Here is a 24,581-nt window from a genome sequence, read left to right on the forward strand (position 1 = left end):
CATATTCGCTCCGAAGGAGATTCGGTGCCGGGATCGTCACGCTTGACGGGATGATCGCTCATCTACGGGCTTTTCGAGTCGTGCGTGTCTTCAGCGGCCTAAATGGTTTACCCGGATATAGAGCCTCTACCTTTGCTAGAAAGGCATCCCTCTCTTTAGCGTAGGCTTTTGCGTTAGGATCGGGGTCGATCAATTCTGATTTGGCTGCTGTCCTCAGGATTGAATCGAGATCATCGCTCATAGTTTCGGCCGCTTCCATGACTCGGCTTACGGTACTCGCGGCGCGCCCCTTTATATGCTGGGGCAGGCTATCGATTGGCAGTGACCGCAGGGCGGAGATACCGTGTGAAATAAGAGCTTCACAATTTGATGCGCGCTTGCGAATATCGCGAAGCTTCAACAACATCGCGCGATTCAAATGAAGCGCAGAAATCGAATATTTGCCGACTTCGCTCAGAGGCTCTAGCAGGAGTCCCTCTCTGGAAAAGTGCTCCTCCCTGGCGTCGTGATCCGGACGAAAAAACCGTCTTCCATCGCGGCGCGCTTCCGGAGGAGGATAACGGTCGCTTTTGCGCTCATTGCAAACGCTGCACGCGTACATCAAATTGTCATAGTCGTTGGTGAGATCAGGACGAGCCTTTTGCGGTTCATAATGGTCAATCACCATCCCGATAGACTGCGCTTCATATTCCATGATGGTGCAGTAAGCGCACGCATGATAGAAGTCGTGCCGTAAAGTCTGTCGATAATCCGGGTATCTCTTGCCGGGCTCAACCACCGACCTACGTATCAATCGCGGGTCCTCCAGCGGACCAGTACCTTGAGCTTTCGATTCACTACTCATCGACGTTTCCGCTTTGGCAGATGCTGCTCAAGTTGCCGTTTTAGCTCTTCGATGTCTGAGTGTAGCTGCTCATATCTGGCGACCGCAGCTTCAAGCAATTCGAGATCTTGTCCATATCGAGCATCGTCAACGCGATCTAAGGACCAGCACACATATCGTAACCGATTTGCCTCTTTTCGGGTGATTGTGCCAGCAAACTCCTTGTCCAGGAGCGCTTGACGCTCCTTGAGCCAAGCTTGATGCTCCTGTTCGCTGATCGAAGCCGCGTTTATTCTACCTGCGACGCGCGACGCAGCAGCCGACTCTACTGAGGAGTAGTTGAAGGTTGGGAAGTTCACTACAGTAGCGGAGGAGGCGCTTCTCAACTGTGCTTTTCTACGTCCGCGATTCGAGCTAGAGCTTATAGCTACAGGCTCAGAGTCAAGAAAATCAAAGCTTGTTTGTATCGCTGATGAGGTGCTCATCGAACATATTGCCTTCTGCTAGCTCTTCAAAGTACTTCAACGCATCTTCGGTGCATCTATTCAGCAAGGTCTTCATTGCCGGCTCGGCTGTCGATTGCGGCTTCTTGAATTGTCTATGGAAGTCGAAAATGAGAGTCATGAGCTGATTTGGGTCTTCTACTTTAGCCAAAGTATGCTGACATCGGTCGATCCAATTATCGGATTGGCCAAGTTCGGAATTTATGGCGACGTTGAAATTTACCAGTGATCCCGCCCAGGGCCGCGCTAGATGCTCCACGAGACTATTGATCCCAGGTGGCAGGTCTTCCATCGAGACGGATGTAGTCGATACAATCCCAACTTGGAGTATCTTCCTTTCTTCAACCCGTGGAAGTAAGCGAGCAGCCTCGATAAGTCGTTCTGATATACTTGGTAGCATCTCGGTGTAGGGGAGAGGCTTTGATACCATGTCCATGACAGGCAAGCCCGCACTTACAGGCTTCGCCCTTAACCGGTGCTGGAATGAGACTGTAACCCTCGCCGGATCAACTGCGTAAGTGAAGCCGTCCTCTGTGGTAAAGGACAAAGCGCTATTCTGACTATCATTAACCGTGAAAGTCGGGTTACGAAATCTATCGACCATTCGATCCATGATGGGCGAAAGAGCGTCGACTATGCCGCCAAAAGCAAAGTGGGGCGTCAACGCGAATCCGACAGTAGGTGTTGACGCGAGCTTGTCACACCAACTCATGTTCTGCCTCCATAATTCGCATTGTTCCCTAGAGGGCCGCTGCCGGGACGAATGCCATAAGTCCGATCGAAATCTTACCGTAGAATACAGTGCACTTCACGCGCGCGGAAGGATAACGGTGACAATGCACTCTATCCAGGGGTGAAAACGAGCGCCAATTTGGTGCTCTGTGACCTGCCGCCGAATTCTGCTTCTCCTTGATCCTTCCCGCGCCGTCTTAGCCGCGGCGTCGCCGAATGGCGGGCCGGTGCCATTTGTCCGGCGCGCACTCGCGTAGCGGACGCAGTCGATGCGCTCTTACTCTTCGCGGACAGCGTAGTCGTTGGGGGCAATCAGTCGTAGGGTGAGCATGGAGAATGCTAAACGCGACCTTTTCCTCTTCTTCGACTAAAGGTTCTTGAAGAAATCGAGGAGCGCGGTGAGTTCGGTGTTGTTGTCGAAATCTGCGAGCATCGGACCCTGTACTGATCCGTCGCGGACCTCAATTTTCCTCGTGGCGTGTTCATAGCGGAAAGCAACACGGCGACCGCCGAACTCGGCCCAACCCATGTTGCCGATTTCTTGAACGCGACCTTCGCGCACAGCCATTGAGCCGCTGTCGGAATAAACGAGTACGAAACCCATGATTGCAGCAAAGGCGGCTTCCACTTCCTTGGCGTGGTGCTCGATTCGACCAACAACGCCATCTGTGTATTTCTTTGTTGTGCTATCGATGTTCAGCTTAATAGACATTCGGAGGATCTCCGGTTTTTGGTGCCGTGTATTGCTTTGGTGATTTTGGCTACCTGCAGATGAGATGCATAATTACGGTGACAGTGCACTCAATAATTCCGATGAGGTGGGTTACGGGAGACTCATGAAGCCCCTCCTGATCAACTGGATGACCCGATGATACCCTTGCGTTGCAAGTCGTCAAAAATGGCTGCGACCGAGCTCGAAGCATTTGCGCCGTCACCGACGAACAGAAGGCCGCCGGCGTTGACCTGACCATTTCCAACCCAGAGGTTTCGTCCGGTGCTTGCCTCAAGAAGCCGCGCCGTGAACGTGGTCTGACGCTTGTAGCGGTAGGTCGGCGTCGCGGTGGCAACCACCATGCCTGAGGACGTCCCATTCATGGATATGGTCGACGTGTTGCCGAAGGTATTGACGGTACCGATCGAGCTCGATGTTCCGGTGTATTGGCCCGACAAGATCGTCCCGGCGTATTGTTGCTGCACACCGCTATCGCCCACGCTGATGACGAGGACGCCTTCAATCGCGTCACGCGCGAGCCCCTGTTGAACCTCGGCATTGGTGTAGGTCCGTGTCGGCGGGAACAGCATCAGCGCGTCGTCAGCGACGACGCCGCGTTTCCGCGCCTCCTCGGCGATGTTGGTTTGAATGCTCGTGACGAGCGGACCGGGTCCAGAGACGTAAGCGACCATGCGGCCGATCGGCTTCGCCGGCAATTGTCGGTCGGCATATCCCTGCATCGATGTCGTGATGCAGCCCGACAAGGCAATGGCTGCCAATGGAATCGCGACGACTGTTCTTGCCCAATTCATCAAAACGCCCCGGCAATAAATCAAGGACTGCAACGCTTGATTGTGCCTTGGATTGGCCGAACAAGCCAGTCGGCATGTGGACAACCTTACGCCGTCGTCATCCCAAAAAGCCGCTTCACGGTGGCGGTGCACAAAAATGGAGCTATGCGGCGCCGCTTCCGACGCACAGCCCCTGACGCCGATGGCGGCTTGATGATCAAGCCTTGCCCTGTGGGAAGCGCGAGAATAGTGACGCCATGCTGAGAGGCCCAGGTGTCGAATGCGCGCTTCTGGGCCTCGTAGCGAACGAAACCATAATCGTCGAGCAGAACCGGGGCGCCTGGCTGGAGCTTGCTCCAGAAGTGGTCGATGGCCGCGATCTCGGGCGTGACATTGTTCATGTCGATCGACAGATACGCGACGGCATTGATGTCGACGGTCGACAGGCTCGCTGGGACACTGCCACGAATGATGTCGACATTCTTGTATTCGGAGAAGTTGCGAACGGCATCCTCATAGATGTCGCTCTTGTACATCTCTCTGAAGTAGCCGAGGTTGCCGCTTGCGACCTCCTCATCGGTGACGAGGCGCTCGTCGACACCGGTAAACGTATCAAACAGAAAAAATCGACGTTGGATGTTGTTCCAGTCGAGATAGTGCATGATTGAAGAGCTGAGCATGCCGCGACATACGCCGCATTCGACGAAATCGCCGCCAAGGCTGACGCCGATGCTGGCACACCAGAGCGCGACGTGCGTCCGCCAGAAATAGCGAGGCTCATAGCCCTCGGCGGCGACGCCACGTTCGTAGGCGGCGACGAAGCGGGGATCCCGCATGAAGTCATGGTTGTGCACGATCGCGGGATCGGTTCGCAATCCCGCGTAGTCGTATACGGGTGTGTAGAGCCGGGGGGCGGCAACGTCCGGAGTCGAGGGCTCGCTCGTGTTGGTGCCGTCGTTCGCTCCGGCCAGTTGCAGCTTGAGCTTGATGAGCTCGGTCGACATCTCACGAAGCGCCAAACTCTCGCGCTGCAGGTTCTGGAGATAGCTGGCCGATACCGTCTCCGTCGGTTCGCTGGCTTGCGAATCCGTTCGGACTTGATCCTCACCTTCGTTGTCCTGCTCGCTTGCATGTCCATTGCGGGCCGACGAGACCAACTGATGGAGCGTCGATTGGCGAATGAGTTGGAAGCCGACGCCGTTGAGCAGCCGGTTGATCACGGCGCCATAGCTTGCAGACATGCTGGCTCCACTGGCGCGAACGCCTTGCCAAAAAGGCCTTACCGGAATTCGATAAAAATGACTTGCGATACCTTTGATTGTCGTTCTTAGCACCCTGGTTGCGCAGACTGCAATTCCTACAGACGTGGAGGTGCCGACATGATCGAGCTGACGGGCGAGAGCGGACGCGCGGCGCGTCTGACCGCGTGATTCGGCAGCTTCCTCGTTACATCGCCTGGGTGGAGGAGAACGTGGAGACGTCCCGCCAGGTTCGCACGAGCATCGTAGCCAAGGAAATGACTGAGGACCCAAAGCCGCGTGAGGATCGAGGGCGTTCGACTCATCGAATACGAAATCGAGTTCCGATCGAGACCCATTCAGGCCGCCGCTTACGGGCGATCTAGGCCACGCATCGTCTTACCGATGTTCCGACGTGGCCAAGGGAGGCGTCTGCCAAGCTGACTATTCGATCGTTCGGGATCTTGGTGAGCGCGCCGGGACTCGAACCCGGGACCCCATGATTAAAAGTCACGTGCTCTACCGGCTGAGCTACGCGCTCGCTTCCAAGAAGCGGTGCGACGGCAGGGCCGTCACTGTCCGGATCGTCGGCAGGTACCCATCGGAACGCTTGCGGCGTGGCCGTGGTTCACTGCGGCATGAGATCGGGGCGGCAAAAAACCCCGACCTTAGGCCGCATGCTGTCGTGGGCGCTGTGTAGGGGGTGGGTCCGTTCCGGTCAATAGGGCGGGCGGTGGAAACCACGGGAGATCGACGATCGTTTCTGGCGCGGCGATCACGGTGTCGTAGCCCGTCATGAGCCTCCGCCGGCGCTCGACAGAGCGACGGCGGAGGCGACATGCGGGGGCTCACGGGCCGTCGCGATGAACCCGGATGTCGCTGCCGCCTGCGTCCTTCGGGCCCAGGCGTCCGCTCATCCGGGCTACGCTTCCGCAGGCTTCGCTTGGCGTTACACCTTATCCGCCGCCTTCGTTGCCGCCGCGCTCAGCGGCGCCGGTTGCATCCCAGGCCCCGCCAGCTCGGGCACCCAGACCGGGCGCAGGCCGATAAGCTCGGCGGTGCGGACGGTGGCGTGGCGCCAGAACTCGAAGGAGTTGATGCGCGACATCTCCAGCAGCGCGATGGCGACCGCTGAGAGGAACGGCAGGCTCTCCAGGATCAGGACGGCGGCGAAGATGTAGAGCTCGGTGATGGCAAGCGTGTTGGTCACGATCAGGATGGTGGCGCCGATCAGGAGCAGGGCGCCGATCACCGCCTCCCAGAACGCCTGGAACTCGATCGACATCCGCGACAGGCCGCCCTTGGACGTGCGGGCGAACGCCAGGTGCTCGGTGATCAGGCCCTGCGCCACGGCGCGGCTGACCGTCCACTGCACGCTCATCGCCGCGACCATCGCGCCCAGCATCTGCCACGGCTTCACCGCCACCCGCAGCCGGTAGAGGATCAGGAAGTGGGCAAGCGAGACCACGAAGGCGGCGAGGATCGGGATGGTCAGGATCTTGTCGGGAATGGCGATGCCGGCGAAGGCCACGATCGGCGTCCAGATCAGGTTGAGGATCGCGACCACGACGCCGAGGCTCTCGGCACCGAGCCAGTTGAGCCAGCCGAGCGAGAACTCGCGCTTCTGGTCCGAGGTCAGCCGGCTGTGGCCGGGCAGGAAGCGGCGCCAGTGCTTCTTGACGATCTGGAAGCCGCCATAGGCCCAGCGATGGCGCTGCTTCTTGAACGCCTCGTAGGTGTCGGGCAGGAGGCCCTGGCCGTAGCGGGTGTTGGTGTAGTGGGTCTGCCAGCCGAGCTCCTGGATCGCGAGGCCGAGATCGGTGTCCTCGCAGATCGTGTCGCTCGACCAGCCGCCGGCCATGTCCATCGCCGCGCGCCGGATCAGGCACATCGTGCCGTGCACGATGATCGCGTTCTCCTCGTTGCGCTGGACCATGCCGATGTCGAAGAACCCGGCATATTCGCCATTCATGATGTAGTGCATCAGCGACAGATGCTCGTCGCGATGCTCCTGCGGCGCCTGCACCAGGCCGACCGCGGGGTCGGCGAAGGCCGGCACGAGGTCGGAGAGCCAGTCCGGCGTCACGACATAGTCGGCGTCGATGATGCCGATGATCTCGGCGTCGACGGCGGTGCGCTCCATCGCAATGCGCAAGGCGCCGGCCTTGAAGCCCTTGACCTTCTCGGCGTTGATGAACTTGAAGCGCTCGCCGAGCATGCGGCAGTGATCCTGGATCGGCTGCCAGAACGCCGGGTCGGGCGTGTTGTTGATGATGCAGACGACCTCGTAGTTCGGGTAGTCGAGCCGCGCCAGCGCATCCAGCGTCTGCTTCATCATGTCGACCGGCTCGAAATAGGCCGGCACGTGGATCGAGACCTTCGGGCAATAGCCCTCCGGCATGGCGGCGCGGTCGCGCGCGGCCTTGTCGCGGGTCAGCAGACGGCGCGGCTCGCGGCCGAAGGCGATCGCGGCGATCTCCTCGATGCGGGCCATCGCAATGAGGATCAAAGGAACCAAGAGGATCAGGCCGAGGGTCAGTGCGAAGGTCGAGCCCCAGACGAAATAGTGCACGTTCCAATAGGCGAAGACGTTGGAGACCCAGGCACCGACGCCATGTGCCGTGATGGCGAGCATCATTGCCTGCAGCACGGTCGGCTGGCGCAGCCGCACGATCGGCAGCGACAGCAGCACGCCGACCAGCAGCGCGATGGCCGCGAGCTGCCAATAGTCGGGATTCACGATCGGGCCGCTCCAGGCGAATTTCGCCTCGCGCGCGGCATTCAGGACGCCCCAATACGGGCCGACGCCGCCTTCGAAATATTTCCAGGGCTGATCGATGGCCTCGACGATGTTGTATTCCATGCCGATCGAGGCGGCCTGGGCGAGAAAATTGCGCAGCACCTTCGCCTGCCGGAGCGGGCCCGGCACGGCGGGGCCGCGGTTGTCGCCGCTGCGGCTGTAGCCCTGGCTCGGCCAGCCGAACTCGGCGATCATGATGCGCTTGCCGGGGAACTGCTTCTTCAGGAGCTGATAGCGATCCACCGCCTGATCGACGGCCTGGTCGTCGGTGAAGAATTCCCAATAGGGCAGCACGTGCGCGGCGATGAAGTCGACATTGGCCGCGAGCTCGGGGTTGTCGCGCCAGCTGTTCCAGACGTCGCCGGTGGTAACGGGCACGTTGACCGACTTCTTCACGCGCTTGATCTTCTCGATCAGCTCATCGACCTTCTGGGTCGCCGTGAGGATGGTCTCGTTGCCGACCACGATGCCGATGACGTTGCTGTTGCGGCGGGCGAGGGTGATGGCCGACTGGATCTCGCGCTCGTTGCGGTCCGGATCCTTGTCGATCCAGGCGCCGAGCATCACCTTCAGTCCGGCCTCCGCGGCCAGCGGCGGCACGATCTCGAGGCCGCCGGTAGAAGAGTAAAGCCGGATGGCCCGCGTCATCGTGGCGAGCTTCTTCATGTCGGCGCGGATGCGTTCCGGCGAGGCCACGGTGTTGGCGCCGGGGGCCCCGGTTCCTTCATGCGGATCGTAGGAGACGCTCTGCAGCAGGCCGGTGAAATTGGGGGCCTCCTGCTTGTCCTGCAGCAGTCCCCAGAGGGCGGCGTGCACAGCGGTGACGAGGAGCAGGACGGCGACGACGGCACGCATTGGAGGGGCAACCATTCCTAGGATCAAGTCAGCGGTGAAGCGGAGCGGTCGATCGCCGTTCCATCTCGGGTATGCGATGCTACCGGGAGCACGTTCACGCGTGACGTTCGACGACGAACGACGAAGGCGGTCATTCTCACGCCGTCACAGCCGAAGGCCGCGACATCATATGCCATCCCAACAGAGCCCAATCATGCTGAACGGTGCCTGAACCGGGGCGAGGCTCAAGCGCGCGTCGACGACCTCGATCGTATCCTGCCACGTGATCGGAGCGCTGTCATGCGCACGCCACGCATGGGGGGCGGTCGCCGGGATCGTGCGTCCTGCCTGCCTCAGCGCCGGTCACTTCGCCGGAGGCTGCGGGGGCGAGGGCGAAGCCTGGGGGGCGGGCTGCTGCGTCGGCGCTGGAGACGCCTGCGCGGCCGGCGTCGCTGCCGGGCTCGAGGCTGGGCCCGGCGCAGGCGCCGCAGCCACCTGCGGCTTCGCGTCCGGATTGATCCAGCAGGTATGGACGTGGTTGTTCAGCGAGTTCGGCACCTTCGGATCGATCTGCGGGATGAATCGCGTCAGGCAGCGGAAGGCGGCCTGAACGTGGCCACCGGGGCAGCCGAACCGGTCATAGAGATCGAGGTGGCGGAAGGCGGTATCGAGGTCGTCGTTGTACATCAGCTGGACGACGCGGCGGCCGAGCCAGACGCATTCGGGATTGCCGGCCGGGCCGCCACTGAGCGCCTGGGACGCTTCGGTGAATTCGTCGGCCTTGCGCTGGTTGTCCCTCGACACGTCGGCCGGATTGGCCGCCTGCGGCTTTTGGTCCTGGGGATGGTCGCTGCCGCTCTGGGCGAGCGCGCCGGGCGCGCCGATGAGGAGCACGAGGCCCAGAGCCGCGGACAGGCGCGAAACCGAAAACTTGGACTTGAGCACGCGTCGACCCATAAATTCCCCGATTGTTGCCTTCGTGCCGTCCCCTGACGGACGCAGTGGTGATGCCGATCAAATCGGCCCCGATTGCGGCGGGAGATTGATTCCGACTGTCGCGGAGCGTTCCTGACGGGCGCTTGCGCAGGGCCGAGAAACCTGGTTGCGACGGCCGGGGTCAACCGGGATTCCCAATGACCGGAATCTCGGAATTTGTCCAGCAACGTACCAACTTTCTCGCGTCATCGTAAAAGGGTGATTTGGAGCGGGTCCGCCAAGAGTGCCGGAGGGCTCGGCCGATCGCCTACTTGGCAGATCGCCGCCGACCGGGTAATCGACACCACCCTGCCTGGAGACACGGAACTGAAATCCCTTCCTACGCCGCTGGCGCTTCTGCTCATATCCTTGGGTGTCATCGCCGCCGCGTGGTGGTGGCTGGCCCAGCCGATCACGCTCGCGCGCGCGCCGATCGAGCTCGATTCGAAGCTGCAGTGCGTGTCCTATGCGCCGTTCCGCGGCCAGCAGAGCCCGCTGGATCCGACCACCCATATCGACGCCGAGCAGATCGAGCAGGACCTGGTGCAGCTCGCCAAGATCTCCGAATGCGTGCGCACCTATTCGATCGAGAACGGCCTCGACCAGGTGCCGGGAATCGCATCCCGGGTCGGCATCAAGGTGATCCAGGGCATCTGGCTCGGCTCCAACAAGCTGAAGAACGAGCAGCAGATCGCGATCGCGGTCGACCTGATCAAGCGCTATCCGAAGGTGATCACGGCGGTCGTGGTCGGCAACGAGGTGCTGCTGCGCGGTGAGATGACGACCGCCGATCTCGCTGCGACCATCCGCAGCGTCAAGGCCCAGGTCCAGGTCCCCGTGACCTATGCCGACGTCTGGGAGTTCTGGCTGCGCAACCGCGAGCTCTACGACATCGTCGACTTCGTCACGGTTCATATCCTTCCGTATTGGGAGGACATGCCGGTGCGCGCGAAATTCGCCGCCTCCCATGTCGACGCCATCCGCCAGCAGGTCGGCATCGCCTTTCCGGGCAAGGAGATTCTGATCGGCGAGACCGGCTGGCCGAGCGAGGGGCGGATGCGCGAGGGCGCGCTGCCGTCGCGCGCCAACCAGGCGCGGGTGGTATCGGAGATCCTCAGCCTCGCCAAGCGCGAGAACTTCCGCGTCAACCTGATCGAGGCTTATGACCAGCCGTGGAAGCGCAAGCTCGAAGGCACGGTCGGCGGCTATTGGGGCCTGATCAGCGACGATACGCGGGCGCTGAAATATCCGCCGGGCGAGCCCGTCAGCAACTATCCGCTGTGGAAGCTGCAGATGGGCGGCGGCATGATCCTGTCGTTCGTGGTGTTCCTGGCCGGGTGGCTGACGGTGCGGCGCCGGCCCTGGCCGCCGCACGTTTCGGCCTGGATCGGGGTCGGGTTCTCCGCGACGACAGCGGGCGTGCTGTTCGGCATGGCCGCGGACAAGATGTTCTATGAGAGCCTCGGTGTCGGCGGCTGGCTGCATTGGGGGGCGCTGCTCGCTGCCGGCGTCCTGGCGCCCATCCTCAGCGCCAACGCGGCGATGGCCGGGCGGCCGTTGCCGACCTTTCTCGACCTGCTCGGACCGAATGACGGCCGCAAGCAGTTGAAGATCACCTACCTGCTGGGTCTGGTCCTGGTCGTGACGGTGCTGATCGCGGCCGAGACGGCGCTCGGCTTTGTATTCGACCCGCGCTACCGCGATTTCCCGTTCGCGAGCCTGACCATGGCGGTGGTGCCGTTCGCGATGCTGCTCGGCAATCGTCCGGCGCAGGGCGCGCGCCCGATCGCCGAGGCCAGCTTCGCCGGCCTGCTCGCGATCTCCTCGGTCTACGTGATCTACAACGAGGGCCGCGACAACTGGCAGGCGATGTGGACCTGCGCGATGTATCTGCTGCTGGCGTTCACGCTGTGGCGGGCGCGGGCCGCGCAAATCCGAGAATGAGCAGGCCGATCGCCAGCCCCGACAGCACGATGTTGTAGAGCACGATGCCGAGGCCGGCGGCGATCAGCCCGCCGGTCAACAGCACGATCGACGGCCGCATCACGTGCAGCACTGCAATCACCAGCGCGGTGGCGCCGAATACCGAATTCTTGAACAGCGTGGTCGCGACCGCCCGGCTCTTGCAGGCCAGCGTCTGCAGGCCCGCATCGCAGGCCAGCGCGACGCTCGACAGCTCGATCGCGAGATAGCGCAGATAGAGGGCATAGCCGACGGTGACGAAGCCTATGATCAGGAGCCATTGCACCTGATAGGGCGAGAGGCGGAACGGGGTCTTTTTCATGCGCGGGACTATGCTGCGGAAAGGATCGTCGGACAAGCCGCAAAGCCGGTTCGCGGACTGCTTTCACAATCCGTCCCAACCGGCTTTGGCTGCACGATGATTTGAGGCTCAGGAGCGGCGGAAGAACGACGACAGCGCCGACGGTTGCTCGGGCTTGGGCGCCTCTGCCGGCGGCGGCGCCGGTGCTGCTGCTGTGGGCGGCGGCTCCTCGCGCTTGCCGTGGCGCTGCTGCTGGACCTGCGGCTGAAACGTGCGCCGGCGCTGCACCGGCTTCTGGGCGGCAGCCGCGGGAGCGCCCGGCTTGGCCGCCTCGGCCCCCTCCGGCTCCTCACGGACCGCGAGGCGCTGGCCGTCATAGACGGTGGTCTCGCAAGCGCGCCGGCTCTCGGCGAGCACCGCGCAGATCTTCGCCGCCGTGGCCGCGTCGCCCAATGGGCCGGCGCCGAGTCGCAGCTGCATGCCCGGACCGCTCCGGCCTTCCTTCAGGATGATGATCGGCCTGAGCGAGGCGAGGTCGGCATGGGTCTTCACGAGATCCCGCCACAGCGCCCGCAATCCTCCGAGCGAGCTGGCCGCGCCGAGATCGACTGCGAATTCGGTCTTCTGGACCGCCGTGACCGTGACGTCCGTGCTGTCATTGCCCTTGGCGCCGGCCTCTGCGGGCTCAGCCTTTGCGAGCTTGTCGGTCTCGGCCGGCTTGCCGGCCGGGTCCGGTGCGCCACCAGGAGGCTGGGAACCGGTCGCCGCGACGGCGGGTGCAGGCGGGGTCGGCGACAGAGCGGCGGAGACGGACGATGACGAAGCACCCGACAGCCCGGCCGACATCGGCCTGGACTGCTCCTGTTTCGTCTTGTCGGCGCTCGCGGCAGCCGCCGGGGAACCGGGCTGAGCCGGATTGATTCCGGCGGCCCCGTTGGGAATCGGCATGAACGGCGACGCGTTCGCGTAGGCCGGCAAGGGGCTGGACGCCGCGGAACTCGATGGGGCCGCCACCGTGGCCTGGGACTCCACGGCCGCGATCTGCGGCGCGGGTGCGGCTTTGCCGCCGGGGGCGGGATTGGCGGTTGCCTGGGCGCTCTGCTTGGCCAGCGCGCCGGTCACCGAGTCCAATCCCTGCTCGAGCACGGTCACGCGCGCGTACAGCCGGTCGCGATCGGTGTTGAGCGTCTCGATGGCCGCGCCGAGCTGGCGCGCCTCGCCTTGCGTCTCGCGGGCCAGCGACTGCAGCAATTGTGCCTGGCGCGACAGATCGGCCGCGGAAACACGGTCCTGCCGCCATCCCTGTGCGGCCTGATTGGTGAAAACGGCCAGGCCGACGGCGCCGACGGCGCCAGCCCCCCACCAGCCGAGCCGCCACAGCGCGCGGCGATCGAACTCGTTCTCGTCGGCAAACAGTCCGGACAGAGTCGCCCCCGTCTTCTCAGCTCCATTTGTGCCGGCGGATTTGCGGGAGTCCTTAGCCATGAACCTGCCTTAATCGAATCACGAAGCGAACATTAACAGGAAAACCACCAGGGGCTTCAGCGGGTGCGGTTTGCCCCGCGCAGAAAACGCATTATGACAGCGCGACCTATGCGCTCCCTTCATTCCAGGTGTTTCATGACCGCTCGATCCAGTCTGACCATCGTGCTTGCGGCAGGCGAGGGCACGCGGATGCGCACGAGCGTCCCCAAGGTGCTGCATCCCATCGCCGGCGAATCATTGCTCGCGCACGTCCTGGCGGCGGCGCCGCAAGGCGATGGCGCCAGCATCGCCGTGGTGGTGGGGCCAGGGCACGAAGCGGTCGAGAAGGAAGCCAGGCGCCTGCGGCCCGACGCGGATATCTTCGTTCAGCGCGAGCGGCTGGGGACGGCGCATGCGGTGCTGGCGGCGCGGCAGGCGATCGCGCGCGGCGCAGACGATCTGCTGGTCGCATTCGGCGACACGCCGCTGATCACGGCCGAGACGTTCGCGCGGCTGCGGGCAGCGCTCGTGGAAGGCGCAGCGCTCGCCGTGCTCGGCTTCCGCGCCGCCGATCCGACCGGCTATGGACGCCTTCTGCTCGACGGATCGAAGCTGGTCGCGATCCGCGAGCAGGCCGATGCAAGCGAAGCGGAGCGGGCGATCACGCTGTGCAATGCCGGGGTGATGGCGATGGACGGCCGTCGCGCGCTCGCGATCCTCGACAGGATCGGCAATGCCAACAGCAAGGGCGAGTACTATCTGGTCGATGCGGTGGCGATCGCGCGCGAGCAGGGGCTCGAGGCGGTCGTGATCGAGACCTCCGAGGACGAGGTGCGCGGCGTCAACACCAAGGCGCAGCTCGCCGAAGCCGAGGCGGTGATGCAGAACCGGCTGCGCCGCGCGGCGATGGATGCAGGCGTGACGCTGGTCGCGCCGGAGACCGTCTACCTCGCTGCGGATACCACGTTCGGCAAGGACGTGACCATCGAGCCGTTCGTCGTGATCGGCCCCGGCGTGTCGATCGGCGACGGCGCGGTGGTGCATTCGTTTTCGCACATCGTGCAGTCCAAGCTCGGCCGGAACAGCCTGCTCGGGCCGTTCGCGCGGCTGCGGCCCGGTACGACACTCGGAGACGGCGCCAAGATCGGCAATTTCGTCGAGGCCAAGGCCGCGGTGCTGGAGGCGGGCGTGAAGGTCAATCACCTGTCCTATATCGGCGACGCCCATGTTGGGGCCAATGCCAATATCGGTGCCGGCACCATCACCTGCAACTATGACGGCTTCAACAAGCACAAGACCAATATCGGCGAGGGCGCTTTCATCGGCACCAACACCTCGCTGGTGGCGCCGATCACCATCGGCGCCCGCGCCTATATCGGCTCTGGCTCGGTGATCACGCGCGACGTGCCCGATGATGCGCTGGCGCTCGAGCGGAGCCCGCAGACGACGCGTGAGGGCGCGGCGGCGCGCTTCCGGAATGCCAAGCAACGCCACAAGAAGTGAGCTGAGAAATCAGCTTTCGTCGTCCTGGAACTCAGCGAACATCGCACGTGTCAAACGCCACCCGCGGCGGGTGGCGTGCTTGACGGGCTCGTTGGCGCGATGTTTGATCGGCATCGGCTTGAGCTCGCTGCTCAGGGCCGGCGGCGGCCAGTGCGCCAGATGGCTTCCGGAGGTCGGATGCGACAGGCTCAGCGGGCTGGTGCCTTTGGGATCAGTTGGGCGGCGGCTATAGGTCATGGCGTCCTCTCCGACGCGACAGTCTCTGCGCGAAAGCGTTGACCGGACGTTAAGTGCGCTCCGAACCGGACCTCCGCATCAAACCGGAGTTGCATGCAGGCCCTCGGTTAGGGCTCCCACTTAACCCTGTCGCAATCCGCAATAATTATTGAATCCTGAAAGCGCGCGGTTTTCGTTAAGACAATGCCATGCATTTGAATCATTCTCGACGATTTGGGGACAAGCGCTGATGTGCGGAATCATCGGGATCCTGGGACGCGGGCCGGTTGCCGAGCAATTGGTCGACTCGCTCAAGCGGCTCGAATATCGCGGTTATGATTCTGCCGGCGTTGCTACGCTCGAAGGCGATCATCTCGAGCGGCGGCGCGCCGAGGGCAAGCTGAAGAACCTGGAGAAGCGGCTCGGGCAGCAGCCGCTGAAGGGGCACGCCGGCATCGGTCACACCCGCTGGGCGACCCACGGCAAGCCGACCGAGAGCAACGCGCATCCGCACGCAACTGATAACGTTGCCGTGGTGCATAACGGCATCATCGAGAATTTTCGCGAACTACGTGCCGAGCTCGAAAAGCAGGGCGCCAGGTTCGCGTCGGAAACGGACACCGAGACCGTCGTCCATCTGGTCAACTCCTATTTGCTGAAAGGCCATTCGCCGCAGCAGGCCGTGGCTGCGTCGCTGCCGCAATTGAAGGGCGCGTTCGCGCTGGCCTTCCTGTTCAAGGGTCATGGCAACCTCCTGATCGGCGCGCGCAAGGGCTCGCCGCTCGCGATGGGCTACGGCGACGGTGAAATGTTCCTCGGCTCGGATGCGATCGCGCTGGCGCCGTTCACCGACACGATCAGCTATCTCGATGATGGCGACTGGGTCGAGATCACCCGCGACTCCGGCATCATCCACGACGCCTCGGGCGCGGTGGTGAAGCGCGACGTGTTGAAATCCGGCGCGTCGTCGTTCCTGGTCGACAAGGCCAATTATCGCCACTTCATGGCCAAGGAGATCCACGAGCAGCCGGAGGTCGTCGGCCATACGCTGGCGCGCTATGTCGACATGGGCACCGAGCGCGTAGTGCTGCCGGCGCGGCTGCCGTTCGACTTCAAGGACATCCAGCGCATCTCGATCACCGCCTGCGGCACCGCGAGCTACGCCGGCTTCGTCGCCAAATACTGGTTCGAGCGCTTCGCGCGCGTGCCGGTCGAACTCGACGTCGCCTCGGAGTTCCGCTATCGCGAGGCGCCGCTGCGCCAGGGCGATCTCGCCATCTTCATCTCGCAGTCCGGCGAGACTGCCGACACCCTGGCGGCGCTGCGCTATGCGAAGTCGCAGGGCGTGCACACGCTCTCCGTCGTCAACGTGCCGACCTCGACGATTGCGCGCGAGAGCGAGATCGTGATGCCGACGCTCGCCGGCCCGGAGATCGGCGTTGCCTCGACCAAGGCCTTCACCTGCCAGTTGATGGTGCTCGCGGCGCTCGCGATCGCGGCAGGTCGCGGCCGCGGCGAGCTCTCCGAAGCCGACGAGACCAAGCTGGTGCATGGCCTGGTCGAGGTGCCTCGCCTGATCGCGGCGGCGTTGACGACCGAGCCGCAGATCGAGAAGCTCGCCCGCGAGATCGCGAAGTCGAAGGACGTGCTCTATCTCGGCCGCGGCACCTCCTATCCGCTGGCGCTGGAAGGCGCGCTGAAGCTGAAGGAGATCTCCTACATCCACGCCGAGGGGTACGCCGCCGGCGAGCTCAAGCATGGGCCGATCGCGCTGATCGACGAGACCATGCCGGTCGTCGTCATCGCGCCCTATGATCGCGTGTTCGAGAAGACGGTGTCGAACATGCAGGAGGTCGCCGCGCGCGGCGGCAAGATCATCCTGATGACCGACGCCAAGGGAGCCGAGGAGGCGACCGTGGACTCGCTGGTGACGATCACCATGCCGGATATGGCCGCGACGTTCACGCCGATCGTCTACGCCATCCCGGTGCAGCTGTTGGCCTACCACACCGCCGTGGTGATGGGGACCGACGTCGACCAGCCGCGCAACCTCGCCAAGTCGGTCACGGTGGAATAGGCAAACGTCCGGCCCGGCGGATCGGTCGGTTCGCTTGATCACGGGGATCGGGATGACCCTCAACACCTGGCTGCTGTTCTTCGTCACGTCCGTGGGGATCTCCCTGACGCCAGGCCCGAACGGCCTGCTCGCCTTGACGCACGGGGCGCTGCACGGCGGACGCAGGACGCTGTTCACGATCGCGGGCGGCCTGATCGGCTTCATCCTCGTCATCGCGCTGTGCATGTTCGGCATCGGTGCGCTGGTGCAGTCGTCGATCACCTGGCTCGTGGTCCTAAAATGGGTGGGCGGGCTCTATCTCGCATGGCTCGGGGTCAAGTTGTGGCTCGCGCCGCCGGTGGGCGTCGATCTGGCCGACCAAGCCGTGACGGCCAGAGGACACGCGCTGTTCCGCCAGGGTTTCCTGACCGCGGCGACCAACCCGAAATGCCTGCTGTTCTTCAGCGCGCTGCTGCCGCAGTTCATCGATCCCGATCGCAGCCTGGCGGTGCAGTTCGCCGTCGTGGCCGTCACCTATACGGTGACCGAGTTCGTCACCGAATACGCCATCGCCAGCGCGGCGGCCCAGGTTCGCCCCTGGCTCGCGCGGGTCGGGCGGCGCTTCAACCAGGTCTGCGGCGGCATCTTCGTGGCGGTCGGGCTGGCCCTGCCGCTGCGCAGCGCCTAGGGCGCCGCGTTCGGCCGTCCGCGTCGCAACTCTCCGCAACGGGACCTGAAGCACCTTCCGCCTGGAATGGGTGTCCGGCTGCCGGGCCACAGGTCAGCGGCAAAGCGCGCATGTGTCGGAAAGAGGGCCTTTGCCCTTCAAAAATCTGCTAAGACCCTTAGCTGAGATTTGATCCGACCCGGAAGTTCGCATGAGTTCCCGCGACGACCTGCCGCCAGAGACCGATCCCTTGGCCGATGCTCCGGCCGAGACGCCCCACCATGGGCTGATGTTCCGGTTTCGCAACTATTTCCTGACCGGCCTCGTCGTAGCCGGACCCGTCGCCATCACGCTCTACATCACGTGGTGGTTCGTGACCTGGGTGGACGGGCTGGTCCGGCCGTTCGTGCCTCTGGTCTATCGTCCGGAAACCTATCTGCCGTTCGGCGTGCCCGGCTCCGGCCTGATCGTGGCCGTGATCGGACTGACGCTGCTCGGCTTCCTGACGGCCAACCTGATCGGCCGCACCCTGGTCGACCTCGGCGAGCGGCTGCTCGGCCGCATCCCGGCGGTGCGGGCGATCTATCGCGGCCTCAAGCAGGTGTTCGAGACGCTGTTCTCGGGCAAGGGCTCGAGCCTGCGCCGTGTCGGCCTGGTCGAGTTTCCGTCGCCGGGCATGTGGTCGATCGTCCTGATCTCGCAGCCGCCGAGCACGGAGATTGCGAGCCGGCTGCCCGGTGACGACGAGCAGATCTCAGTGTTCTTGCCGTGCGCGCCGAACCCCACCACGGGCTTCTTCTTCTATCTGCCGCGGAGCAAGATCATCGAGGTCGACATGAGCGCCGAGGACGCGGCGACGTTGATCATGTCATGCGGCGTGGTGCAGCCGGGATCCGACCAGCAGAAAAAGGTCGCGGCGCTGGCCAACATGGCCAACACCGCGCGCCTCGCCAACGCACCCGCGCAGCCATCGCCGCATCGCGAGCCGGAGCCGGCCAAGGCGGACTAGGCTGAAAGGCCGATTGATGCGCATGGCCGGCCACCCGCGGAGGGGCTAGGCCGCATCCTGCGGAACGAACACGCGCAGGCGATGCCCGTCCGGATCGAGCGCGACGAACGTCGTTCCGAAATCCATCCGCGTCGGCGCTTGCGCGATCGAGAGTCCGCGCGCCTTCCAGTCGTCGTGCAGCCTCTGGACCTCGCCGGCATCGCCGACCGCGAACGCGACCTCGCCGAAGCCTGCGGCGCCCGTCGCCGTCGGCTCGACCGTGTGCCGCGACCACAAGCCCAGCATGACCCCCTCGCGCAGCGGCAGCATGGCGAACGTCGGCGATTGTTCGATCACGGGCCGGCCGAGCAGATCCGCATAGAAGGCCGCGCTCCTCGGCGGGTTGTCGACGTAGAGGATCAGAAAATTGAAGTCGGGCATCGTCGTTTCTCCGGTGGCGGCGCCGTCTGCGGCGCTTCAGCCACACGACTAGCCGGGCCCTCTGCCAGATTCTGTCAGCAGCCTTCGTGAGCATGGTCGCTGGCGGTCCGGTCCGCCCAGCGGGCAAACGTGCGCATCGCGGCGCTTTGCACTGCATGATGATGCGGGGAAAGCACAGCCACGGATGTCGTCGTTCCTACAACCAGCGGGCGGTGGTGTTTCGAATGGTCACCATGGAAACATCGGGCAAACAAAAGTAGGGCGTTGGGGAGGCGCGTAGGATGCCTGTGAGTAGGACGACATTGTTGTGCGCGGTCGCGCTGTCCGCGGCGTCCCTGCAACTGACGGGGCCGGCAGCAGCCCAGACCACCTATACGCGCATTCAGGCATTTGGCGACAGCTACGCCGACACGGGCAATCTCTGGACCTTCACCGGCGGCGCCGGCAAGCTGCCGCTCTATCCCACCGGCCGCTTCAGCGGCGGCACGAATTTCGTCGACACGACCTCGGCGCTGCTCGGCATTCCCCAGCTCAACTACGCGATCGGCGGCGCCATGGCCGGCAACACCAACGTGGTGGCGCCCGGCATTCCCGGCTTCTTCCAGGAATGGAGCGGACTGACGGGCTTCTCCGGCAGGATCTCGTCGACCGACCTGGTCGAAATCTCGGTCGGCGGCAACGATGCGCGGGCCTATTACCGCGCCGGCGGCTCGCTCGCTGGAGCGCCGATGGCCGCGGCCGTTACGGCCCAGCAGGCCATGGCCGGCATCAACGCGCTGGTCGGGGACGGCGCGCGCAGCATCGTGTTCACGGCCGGCGATGTCAGCACCTTGCCGGAGGCCGTCGGCAACGCCAATGCCCCGGCCGGCAAGGCCTACAGCACGACCTATAACAGCCTGATGCAGCAGTCGCTCGCAGGCGTCGCGCGTTCGGGCGTACGTGTCGAGTATGTCGACACCGGACTGGTGGGGACGCTGATCCAGGCCAATCCACAGCGCTATGGCTTCACCAATGTCGGCGCCTGTCCGGTGGCGTGCATCGGCAATCCTGCGCTGCAGAACCAGTATCTGTTCTATGTCGACGGCGTGCACCTGACGTCGCACGGCTTCGAGGTGCTGGGCCAGTACATCGTCAACCGCCTCAACGCGCCGCTGACCTTCGCGCCGCAGGGTGAGGTGGCCTCGATCACGGCGATGGGGTTTGCCTCGACGCTGTTCGGCAAGCTGGATCAGTTCCGCGAGACCACCGGCTTCGCGCCGTCGACGATGAATTCCTTTGCCGCCGTGACGAAGGCGCCTTACGCCAAGTCCCCCTACACCAAGGCGCCGCCGCTGGCGCCGGTCAGCCCATGGTCGTTCTACATGCAGGGCAATGGCGGCGTCAGCGACCGCCAGGGCAGCGCCGCCTCGAACGGCTTCAATCTCGACAGCATCGGCGGCACAATTGGTGTCGAGTACCGGCTGTCGGCGAACTCCATGATCGGTACCGCCTTCGACTATTCCAATCCGAAGGCGAGGCTGTTCAACAGCGCCGGCACCACGGATGCCAACTCCTATCAGTTCGGCCTCTACGGCGCCTGGGCGAGCAGCAACCTGTTTGCCGAGGGCCTGGCGACGATCGGCCGTCAGGACTATCACAACACGCGGCCGGGCGTGGTCGACACCATCACCTCCAATCCCGGCGGCACCACCTTCGTCGCGGCCGGGAAGGCCGGTTACCTGTTCGATGCAGGCACGGCGAAGCTCGGACCGATCGGCGGGCTGACCTATGCCCGCGCCCGTGTCGACGGCTACACCGAGACCGGCGATCCTGCGCTGACGCTCGCTGTCGGCTCGCAGACCGCCGAGACCCTGATCGGCAGCGTCGGCGTGCAGCTGCGCACGCCGTTCCAGGTGCAGGGCAGCGTCATCAATCCGTATCTGAACCTGACGCTCGATGACGACATCATCGGCAACGGCCGCCTGATTCGGTACAACGCGACCTCGGCGCCCGTCATCGTCAACAACTGGACGGTTCCGAACGGCACCTCGCACAACGTCTACGGCCGGGTGAGCGCCGGCGTCGTGGCGCCGTTCTGGAGCAATGTGGCGCTGACGGTGAACGTGTCGCGCACCATCGGACGCACGGGGGGAGACGATTTCTTCGGCAGCGGAGGCTTGAAGATCGCGTTCTGAGGTCTGCCGCGGCGACCAGCGTTCTCGGGGGCTCTGAAGGGCTGCCCTTCGTTTTCGTGCCTTCAGTTTTGTCATGGGGTGGGCATAGTTTTAGAGACCATCGTTGGAATCGGAGCGTCATCATGCCTCCCAGCATTGCCGTCATCGCGCCCGGCGCCATGGGCAGCGCCATCGCCGCCCGTCTCGTGGAGCACGGCTGCAAGGTTCTGACTTCGCTCGAGGAGCGCAGCGCGGCGACGCGGGCGAGGGCGGCCGCATCCGGCATGGTCGGCGCCAGCGACGCCGAGATCGCCAATGCCGACATTATCCTGTCGATCGTGCCGCCGGGCGAGGCTGTGGCGCTGGCGGAGCAACTCGCGACGGTCATCAACCGGAATTCGAAGAAGCCCATCATCGTCGACTGCAACGCCGTCAACGTCGACACCATCCGGACCATCGAGGACATCGTGCTGTCCTCGGGCGCGCGCCTGGTCGATGCCGCCATCATCGGTCTGCCGCCGAAGCCGGGCACGAAGGGACCGGCGTTGTATGTGAGCGGAGAGGCGGCCGTTGATGTCGCCGTGCTGGGCCAACTCGGGCTCGATCTGCGCCGGATCGAAGGGCCGATCGGCGCGGCTTCGGCGCTGAAGATGTCCTATGCGGGCATCAACAAGGGCCTGACGGGGCTCGGCGCCGCGATGGTGCTGGCCGCCACCCGCGCCGGCGCCGCCGACGCGCTGCGCGACGAGTTGGCGCTGAGCCTGCCGCACGTCCAGGCGCGGCTTGCCAATGCGCTGCCGGACATGCTGCCGAAGGCCTATCGCTGGGTCGCCGAAATGCGCGAGATCGCGGGCTTCCTGGGTGATGACCATCCGGCCGCGCTGATCTACGAAGGCTTCGCCCGTCTGTTCGAGCACATCGCGACGGACGTGCAGGGCGAGGGCACCGATGCGGCGCAGCTGGTGGCGTTCGCCGAGAGCTGCAAGGTGAATAAGCCGGCGTCATAGACTCGTAGGGTGGGCAAAGGCCCACCGCGCAACGCGCGGTGTGACGTGCCCACCGTTGTTCTTTACGACCATCGACATGGTGGGCACGCGCCGCCTTTGGCGTCGCTTTGCCCACCCTACGACATGTCAGCCCGCCGTCAGCAGCGGGATCGCCTCGTCGCGTTCGTAGAGATAGAGCAGGCAGCGCAGCGCGTCGCTGCGCGGGCCCTTCAGCTTCGGGTCTTCCTTGAGGATCCGCAGCGCCTCGTCGCGCGCCTGGGTGATCAGTTGGGCATGCACCTCGGGACGGGCGATGCGATAGCCGGGCAGGCCACTCTGGCGGATGCCGAGCACGTCGCCTTCGCCGCGCAGCTTGAGGTCCTCCTCGGCGATCCGAAAACCGTCGGTGGTCTCGCGGATCACGGCGAGCCGCGCCTTCGACATCTGCCCCAGCGGCTCGTGATAGAGCAGGATGCAGGTCGAGGCCTCCGAGCCGCGGCCGATGCGGCCGCGCAACTGGTGCAGCTGGGCGAGACCGAAGCGCTCGGCATTCTCGATCACCATGATGCTGGCGGCCGGCACGTCGACGCCGACCTCGACCACGGTGGTCGCAACCAGCAGCCGCAACTCGTGGGCCGCGAACCGGCCCATGACGTCGTCCTTCTCGCTGCCCTTCATCTTGCCGTGGACGAGGCCGACCTTGGCACCGAAGCGCTCGCGCAGGCTCTCGAAGCGATCCGTCGCATTGGTGAGATGATCGATGCCCTCGGCCTCGGATTCCTCGACCAGCGGGCAGATCCAGTAGACCAGCTTGCCGGCATCGAGCGCGCGCCCCACCGCGTCGATGACCTCGCCGAGCCTGGTGTCGGCGACCGCACGGGTGTCGATCGGCTGCCGGCCGGCCGGCTTCTCGCGCAGCTCGGAGATGTCCATGTCGCCGAAATAGGTCAGGACGAGGGTGCGCGGGATCGGCGTCGCCGACAGCACCAGCACGTCGACGGCCTCGCCCTTCGAGGTCAGCGCCAGCCGCTCGCGCACACCGAAGCGATGCTGCTCGTCGACGATGGCAAGCGCGAGCGACTTGAAGACCACGTCGTCCTGGATCAGCGCGTGGGTGCCGACCAGCAGGTCGATTTCGCCGGCCTCCAGACGCGCAAGAATGTCGCGACGCTCCTTGCCTTTCTCGCGCCCCGTGAGAATGGCCACGTTCATCCCGGCGCGCTCGGCGAGCGGCGTAATGGTCTTGGCATGCTGGCGCGCCAGAATCTCGGTCGGGGCCATCAGGGCCGCCTGCTTGCCGGCCTCGGCGACGGCGGCTGCCGCCAGCAGCGCCACCACCGTCTTGCCGGAGCCGACATCGCCCTGCAGCAGCCGCAGCATCCGCACCGGCTTTTCGAGATCGGCGGCGATCGCTTCGATCGCCTTGGCTTGCGAGTTCGTCAGCGCATAGGGCAGGGCGTCGATGATCCTGCGGCGCAGACGGCCGTCGCCGGCATGACGGTTGCCCGCGGGCCGGCGCAGTTGCGCCCGCACCAGTGCCAGTGCCAGTTGGCCGGCGAGCAGCTCATCGAAGGCCAGCCGTGACCAGAACGGGTTTTCCGGCAGGATGTCGGTCAGCTCCTGCGGCACATGCACCCGCGTCAGCGCCTCCTTCAAGGGCGGGAAGCCACAGCGGCTGAGCACCTCCGGACTGATCCATTCCGGCAGCTCGGGCAGCTTGGTCAGCGCCGCGGCAATCGCGCGCCGCAACGATCCGAGTGCGAGACCTTCCGTCAGCGGATAGACCGGATCGATGCCGGAGAGTTTTGCAAACCCCGCTTCATCCAGGATGCGGTCGGGGTGCACGATCTGCGGTACTCCGTCATACATCTGCACGGTGCCGGAGACATAGCGCTTGGCGCCGACCGGCAGCACCTTCTCGATGTAGTCGCCCTTGGGACGGAAGAAGGTCAGCACGACGTCGCCGGTCTCGTCGCTGGCGTAAACGAGGTACGGCGCGCGGGCGTTGCGCGAGGGGCGGTGGCGATCGACCGTGACTTCGAGCGTCACCACGGTTCCGACCGCGACGTCGCGCACCTTGGGCCGGTTGCGGCGGTCGATCACGCTGGCCGGCAGATGCAGGAGCAGGTCGACCAGGCGAGGCGTCTCGCTGCAGCCGAGCAGGTAGCGCAGCAGCTTGTCCTGCTTCGGCCCGACCCCGGAGAGGGTGGTGACCGGCGCGAACAGGGGATTGAGAACGCTTGGGCGCATGGACCGAACACTTAAAGCGGTTTGAGAGCCGGAATAGCCGCGAATGCCAAGACATCCACGTCTTTTTCTCAGGTTTCAGGTGCCGGGCATGCCGGTTCTGCAGCCTGGGAGGGCTGACAGGAGCGCTGCGTGCCGCTATATCGAACCACGCCCGGCACCGTCCGGGCTTTTGGCGTTGTCCTGCAG

General features: G+C 64.3%; 19 protein-coding genes and 1 tRNA gene. 7 read left to right on the top strand and 13 right to left on the bottom strand.

The features are described from left to right. Positions 1–58: 58 nt before the first annotated feature. From QX126_RS28485 to QX126_RS28520, 8 genes are all read right to left on the bottom strand, one after another. Complete coding sequence (locus tag QX126_RS28485; protein WP_315785331.1) at positions 59–844, bottom strand: HNH endonuclease; 786 nt, start codon at positions 842–844, stop codon at positions 59–61. 429 nt (positions 845–1,273) lie between these two features. Next, entirely contained in the window at positions 1,274–2,038 is a 765-nt protein-coding gene (locus QX126_RS28490; protein WP_315785334.1) for a hypothetical protein, read from the bottom strand. Positions 2,039–2,425: 387 nt separating this feature from the next. Further along, positions 2,426–2,770: a hypothetical protein gene (locus QX126_RS28495; RefSeq protein ID WP_315785337.1), complete on the bottom strand. Its 345-nt coding sequence runs from the start codon at positions 2,768–2,770 to the stop codon at positions 2,426–2,428. A gap of 140 nt (positions 2,771–2,910) precedes the next feature. Continuing rightward, positions 2,911–3,615 carry a hypothetical protein gene (locus QX126_RS28500; protein WP_315785340.1) on the bottom strand — a complete coding sequence of 235 codons (705 nt, stop codon included), beginning with the start codon at positions 3,613–3,615 and terminating at the stop codon, positions 2,911–2,913. Between the two features lie 53 nt (positions 3,616–3,668). Beyond that, positions 3,669–4,802, bottom strand: coding sequence for a TylF/MycF/NovP-related O-methyltransferase (locus QX126_RS28505; RefSeq protein WP_315785343.1), 1,134 nt, complete (start codon positions 4,800–4,802; stop codon positions 3,669–3,671). A gap of 462 nt (positions 4,803–5,264) precedes the next feature. Continuing rightward, a tRNA-Lys gene (locus QX126_RS28510) sits at positions 5,265–5,340 on the bottom strand. 408 nt (positions 5,341–5,748) lie between these two features. Continuing rightward, a complete protein-coding gene (locus QX126_RS28515) occupies positions 5,749–8,454 on the bottom strand; it encodes a glycosyltransferase (RefSeq protein WP_315785346.1) in 2,706 nt (901 codons plus the stop codon). A 342-nt stretch (positions 8,455–8,796) separates the two neighbouring features. Next, entirely contained in the window at positions 8,797–9,390 is a 594-nt protein-coding gene (locus QX126_RS28520; RefSeq protein WP_315737893.1) for a beta-1-3, beta-1-6-glucan biosynthesis protein, read from the bottom strand. Positions 9,391–9,771: 381 nt separating this feature from the next. On the opposite strand from QX126_RS28520, the gene QX126_RS28525 reads away from it, so the two are divergent. Next, a complete protein-coding gene (locus QX126_RS28525; protein ID WP_315785414.1) occupies positions 9,772–11,352 on the top strand; it encodes a beta-(1-6) glucans synthase in 1,581 nt (526 codons plus the stop codon). Here the strand turns inward: QX126_RS28525 and QX126_RS28530 are convergent. After that, on the bottom strand, positions 11,312–11,692 hold the full coding sequence (locus QX126_RS28530) for a hypothetical protein (RefSeq protein WP_284416120.1): 381 nt from the start codon (positions 11,690–11,692) through the stop codon (positions 11,312–11,314). The two genes, QX126_RS28525 and QX126_RS28530, sit on opposite strands and share 41 nt — an antisense overlap. Before the next feature lie 108 nt (positions 11,693–11,800). Then, positions 11,801–13,156 (bottom strand): hypothetical protein, encoded by a 1,356-nt coding sequence (locus QX126_RS28535; protein WP_315785349.1) that lies wholly within the window; start codon positions 13,154–13,156, stop codon positions 11,801–11,803. 135 nt (positions 13,157–13,291) lie between these two features. On the opposite strand from QX126_RS28535, the gene glmU reads away from it, so the two are divergent. Beyond that, positions 13,292–14,638 (top strand): bifunctional UDP-N-acetylglucosamine diphosphorylase/glucosamine-1-phosphate N-acetyltransferase GlmU, encoded by a 1,347-nt coding sequence (glmU, locus tag QX126_RS28540; RefSeq protein WP_315772133.1) that lies wholly within the window; start codon positions 13,292–13,294, stop codon positions 14,636–14,638. Positions 14,639–14,647: 9 nt separating this feature from the next. Here glmU and QX126_RS28545 read toward each other — a convergent pair whose 3' ends face one another. Further along, complete coding sequence (locus tag QX126_RS28545; RefSeq protein WP_315737896.1) at positions 14,648–14,875, bottom strand: hypothetical protein; 228 nt, start codon at positions 14,873–14,875, stop codon at positions 14,648–14,650. Between the two features lie 229 nt (positions 14,876–15,104). On the opposite strand from QX126_RS28545, the gene glmS reads away from it, so the two are divergent. The 3 genes from glmS to QX126_RS28560 all read left to right on the top strand — a co-directional run bounded on the left by glmS (position 15,105) and on the right by QX126_RS28560 (position 18,586). Continuing rightward, the gene (gene glmS, locus QX126_RS28550; RefSeq protein ID WP_315774719.1) at positions 15,105–16,931 is read left to right on the top strand and encodes a glutamine--fructose-6-phosphate transaminase (isomerizing); all 1,827 of its coding nucleotides are present in this window, start codon (positions 15,105–15,107) and stop codon (positions 16,929–16,931) included. 52 nt (positions 16,932–16,983) lie between these two features. Continuing rightward, a complete protein-coding gene (locus tag QX126_RS28555) occupies positions 16,984–17,598 on the top strand; it encodes a LysE family translocator (RefSeq protein ID WP_315785352.1) in 615 nt (204 codons plus the stop codon). Between the two features lie 190 nt (positions 17,599–17,788). Further along, the gene (locus QX126_RS28560) at positions 17,789–18,586 is read left to right on the top strand and encodes a DUF502 domain-containing protein (RefSeq protein WP_315737899.1); all 798 of its coding nucleotides are present in this window, start codon (positions 17,789–17,791) and stop codon (positions 18,584–18,586) included. A 45-nt stretch (positions 18,587–18,631) separates the two neighbouring features. On the opposite strand, the gene QX126_RS28565 is transcribed toward QX126_RS28560, so the two are convergent. Then, on the bottom strand, positions 18,632–19,006 hold the full coding sequence (locus tag QX126_RS28565) for a VOC family protein (protein ID WP_315785355.1): 375 nt from the start codon (positions 19,004–19,006) through the stop codon (positions 18,632–18,634). A gap of 281 nt (positions 19,007–19,287) precedes the next feature. On the opposite strand from QX126_RS28565, the gene QX126_RS28570 reads away from it, so the two are divergent. Next, entirely contained in the window at positions 19,288–21,180 is a 1,893-nt protein-coding gene (locus QX126_RS28570) for an autotransporter domain-containing protein (protein WP_315785358.1), read from the top strand. 122 nt (positions 21,181–21,302) lie between these two features. Further along, a complete protein-coding gene (locus QX126_RS28575; RefSeq protein WP_315785360.1) occupies positions 21,303–22,166 on the top strand; it encodes an NAD(P)-dependent oxidoreductase in 864 nt (287 codons plus the stop codon). A 126-nt stretch (positions 22,167–22,292) separates the two neighbouring features. On the opposite strand, the gene recG is transcribed toward QX126_RS28575, so the two are convergent. Beyond that, positions 22,293–24,395 (bottom strand): ATP-dependent DNA helicase RecG, encoded by a 2,103-nt coding sequence (gene recG / locus QX126_RS28580; RefSeq protein WP_315785361.1) that lies wholly within the window; start codon positions 24,393–24,395, stop codon positions 22,293–22,295. Positions 24,396–24,581: the final 186 nt, after the last annotated feature.

It is taken from the genome of Bradyrhizobium sp. SZCCHNPS1003, assembly GCF_032381555.1.
Taxonomy (GTDB): Bacteria; Pseudomonadota; Alphaproteobacteria; order Rhizobiales; family Xanthobacteraceae; genus Bradyrhizobium.

What these genes read in the sequence shown, in the direction of transcription:
- QX126_RS28485 (WP_315785331.1), bottom strand. Translation starts at nt 844, where the DNA reads ATGAGTAGTGAATCGAAAGCTCAAGGTACTGGTCCGCTGGAGGACCCG.
- QX126_RS28490 (WP_315785334.1), bottom strand. Translation starts at nt 2,038, where the DNA reads ATGAGTTGGTGTGACAAGCTCGCGTCAACACCTACTGTCGGATTCGCG.
- QX126_RS28495 (WP_315785337.1), bottom strand. Translation starts at nt 2,770, where the DNA reads ATGTCTATTAAGCTGAACATCGATAGCACAACAAAGAAATACACAGAT.
- QX126_RS28505 (WP_315785343.1), bottom strand. Translation starts at nt 4,802, where the DNA reads ATGTCTGCAAGCTATGGCGCCGTGATCAACCGGCTGCTCAACGGCGTC.
- QX126_RS28515 (WP_315785346.1), bottom strand. Translation starts at nt 8,454, where the DNA reads ATGCGTGCCGTCGTCGCCGTCCTGCTCCTCGTCACCGCTGTGCACGCC.
- QX126_RS28520 (WP_315737893.1), bottom strand. Translation starts at nt 9,390, where the DNA reads ATGGGTCGACGCGTGCTCAAGTCCAAGTTTTCGGTTTCGCGCCTGTCC.
- QX126_RS28530 (WP_284416120.1), bottom strand. Translation starts at nt 11,692, where the DNA reads ATGAAAAAGACCCCGTTCCGCCTCTCGCCCTATCAGGTGCAATGGCTC.
- QX126_RS28535 (WP_315785349.1), bottom strand. Translation starts at nt 13,156, where the DNA reads ATGGCTAAGGACTCCCGCAAATCCGCCGGCACAAATGGAGCTGAGAAG.
- glmU (WP_315772133.1), top strand. Translation starts at nt 13,292, where the DNA reads ATGACCGCTCGATCCAGTCTGACCATCGTGCTTGCGGCAGGCGAGGGC.
- QX126_RS28545 (WP_315737896.1), bottom strand. Translation starts at nt 14,875, where the DNA reads ATGACCTATAGCCGCCGCCCAACTGATCCCAAAGGCACCAGCCCGCTG.
- glmS (WP_315774719.1), top strand. Translation starts at nt 15,105, where the DNA reads ATGTGCGGAATCATCGGGATCCTGGGACGCGGGCCGGTTGCCGAGCAA.
- QX126_RS28555 (WP_315785352.1), top strand. Translation starts at nt 16,984, where the DNA reads ATGACCCTCAACACCTGGCTGCTGTTCTTCGTCACGTCCGTGGGGATC.
- QX126_RS28560 (WP_315737899.1), top strand. Translation starts at nt 17,789, where the DNA reads ATGAGTTCCCGCGACGACCTGCCGCCAGAGACCGATCCCTTGGCCGAT.
- QX126_RS28565 (WP_315785355.1), bottom strand. Translation starts at nt 19,006, where the DNA reads ATGCCCGACTTCAATTTTCTGATCCTCTACGTCGACAACCCGCCGAGG.
- QX126_RS28570 (WP_315785358.1), top strand. Translation starts at nt 19,288, where the DNA reads ATGCCTGTGAGTAGGACGACATTGTTGTGCGCGGTCGCGCTGTCCGCG.
- QX126_RS28575 (WP_315785360.1), top strand. Translation starts at nt 21,303, where the DNA reads ATGCCTCCCAGCATTGCCGTCATCGCGCCCGGCGCCATGGGCAGCGCC.
- recG (WP_315785361.1), bottom strand. Translation starts at nt 24,395, where the DNA reads ATGCGCCCAAGCGTTCTCAATCCCCTGTTCGCGCCGGTCACCACCCTC.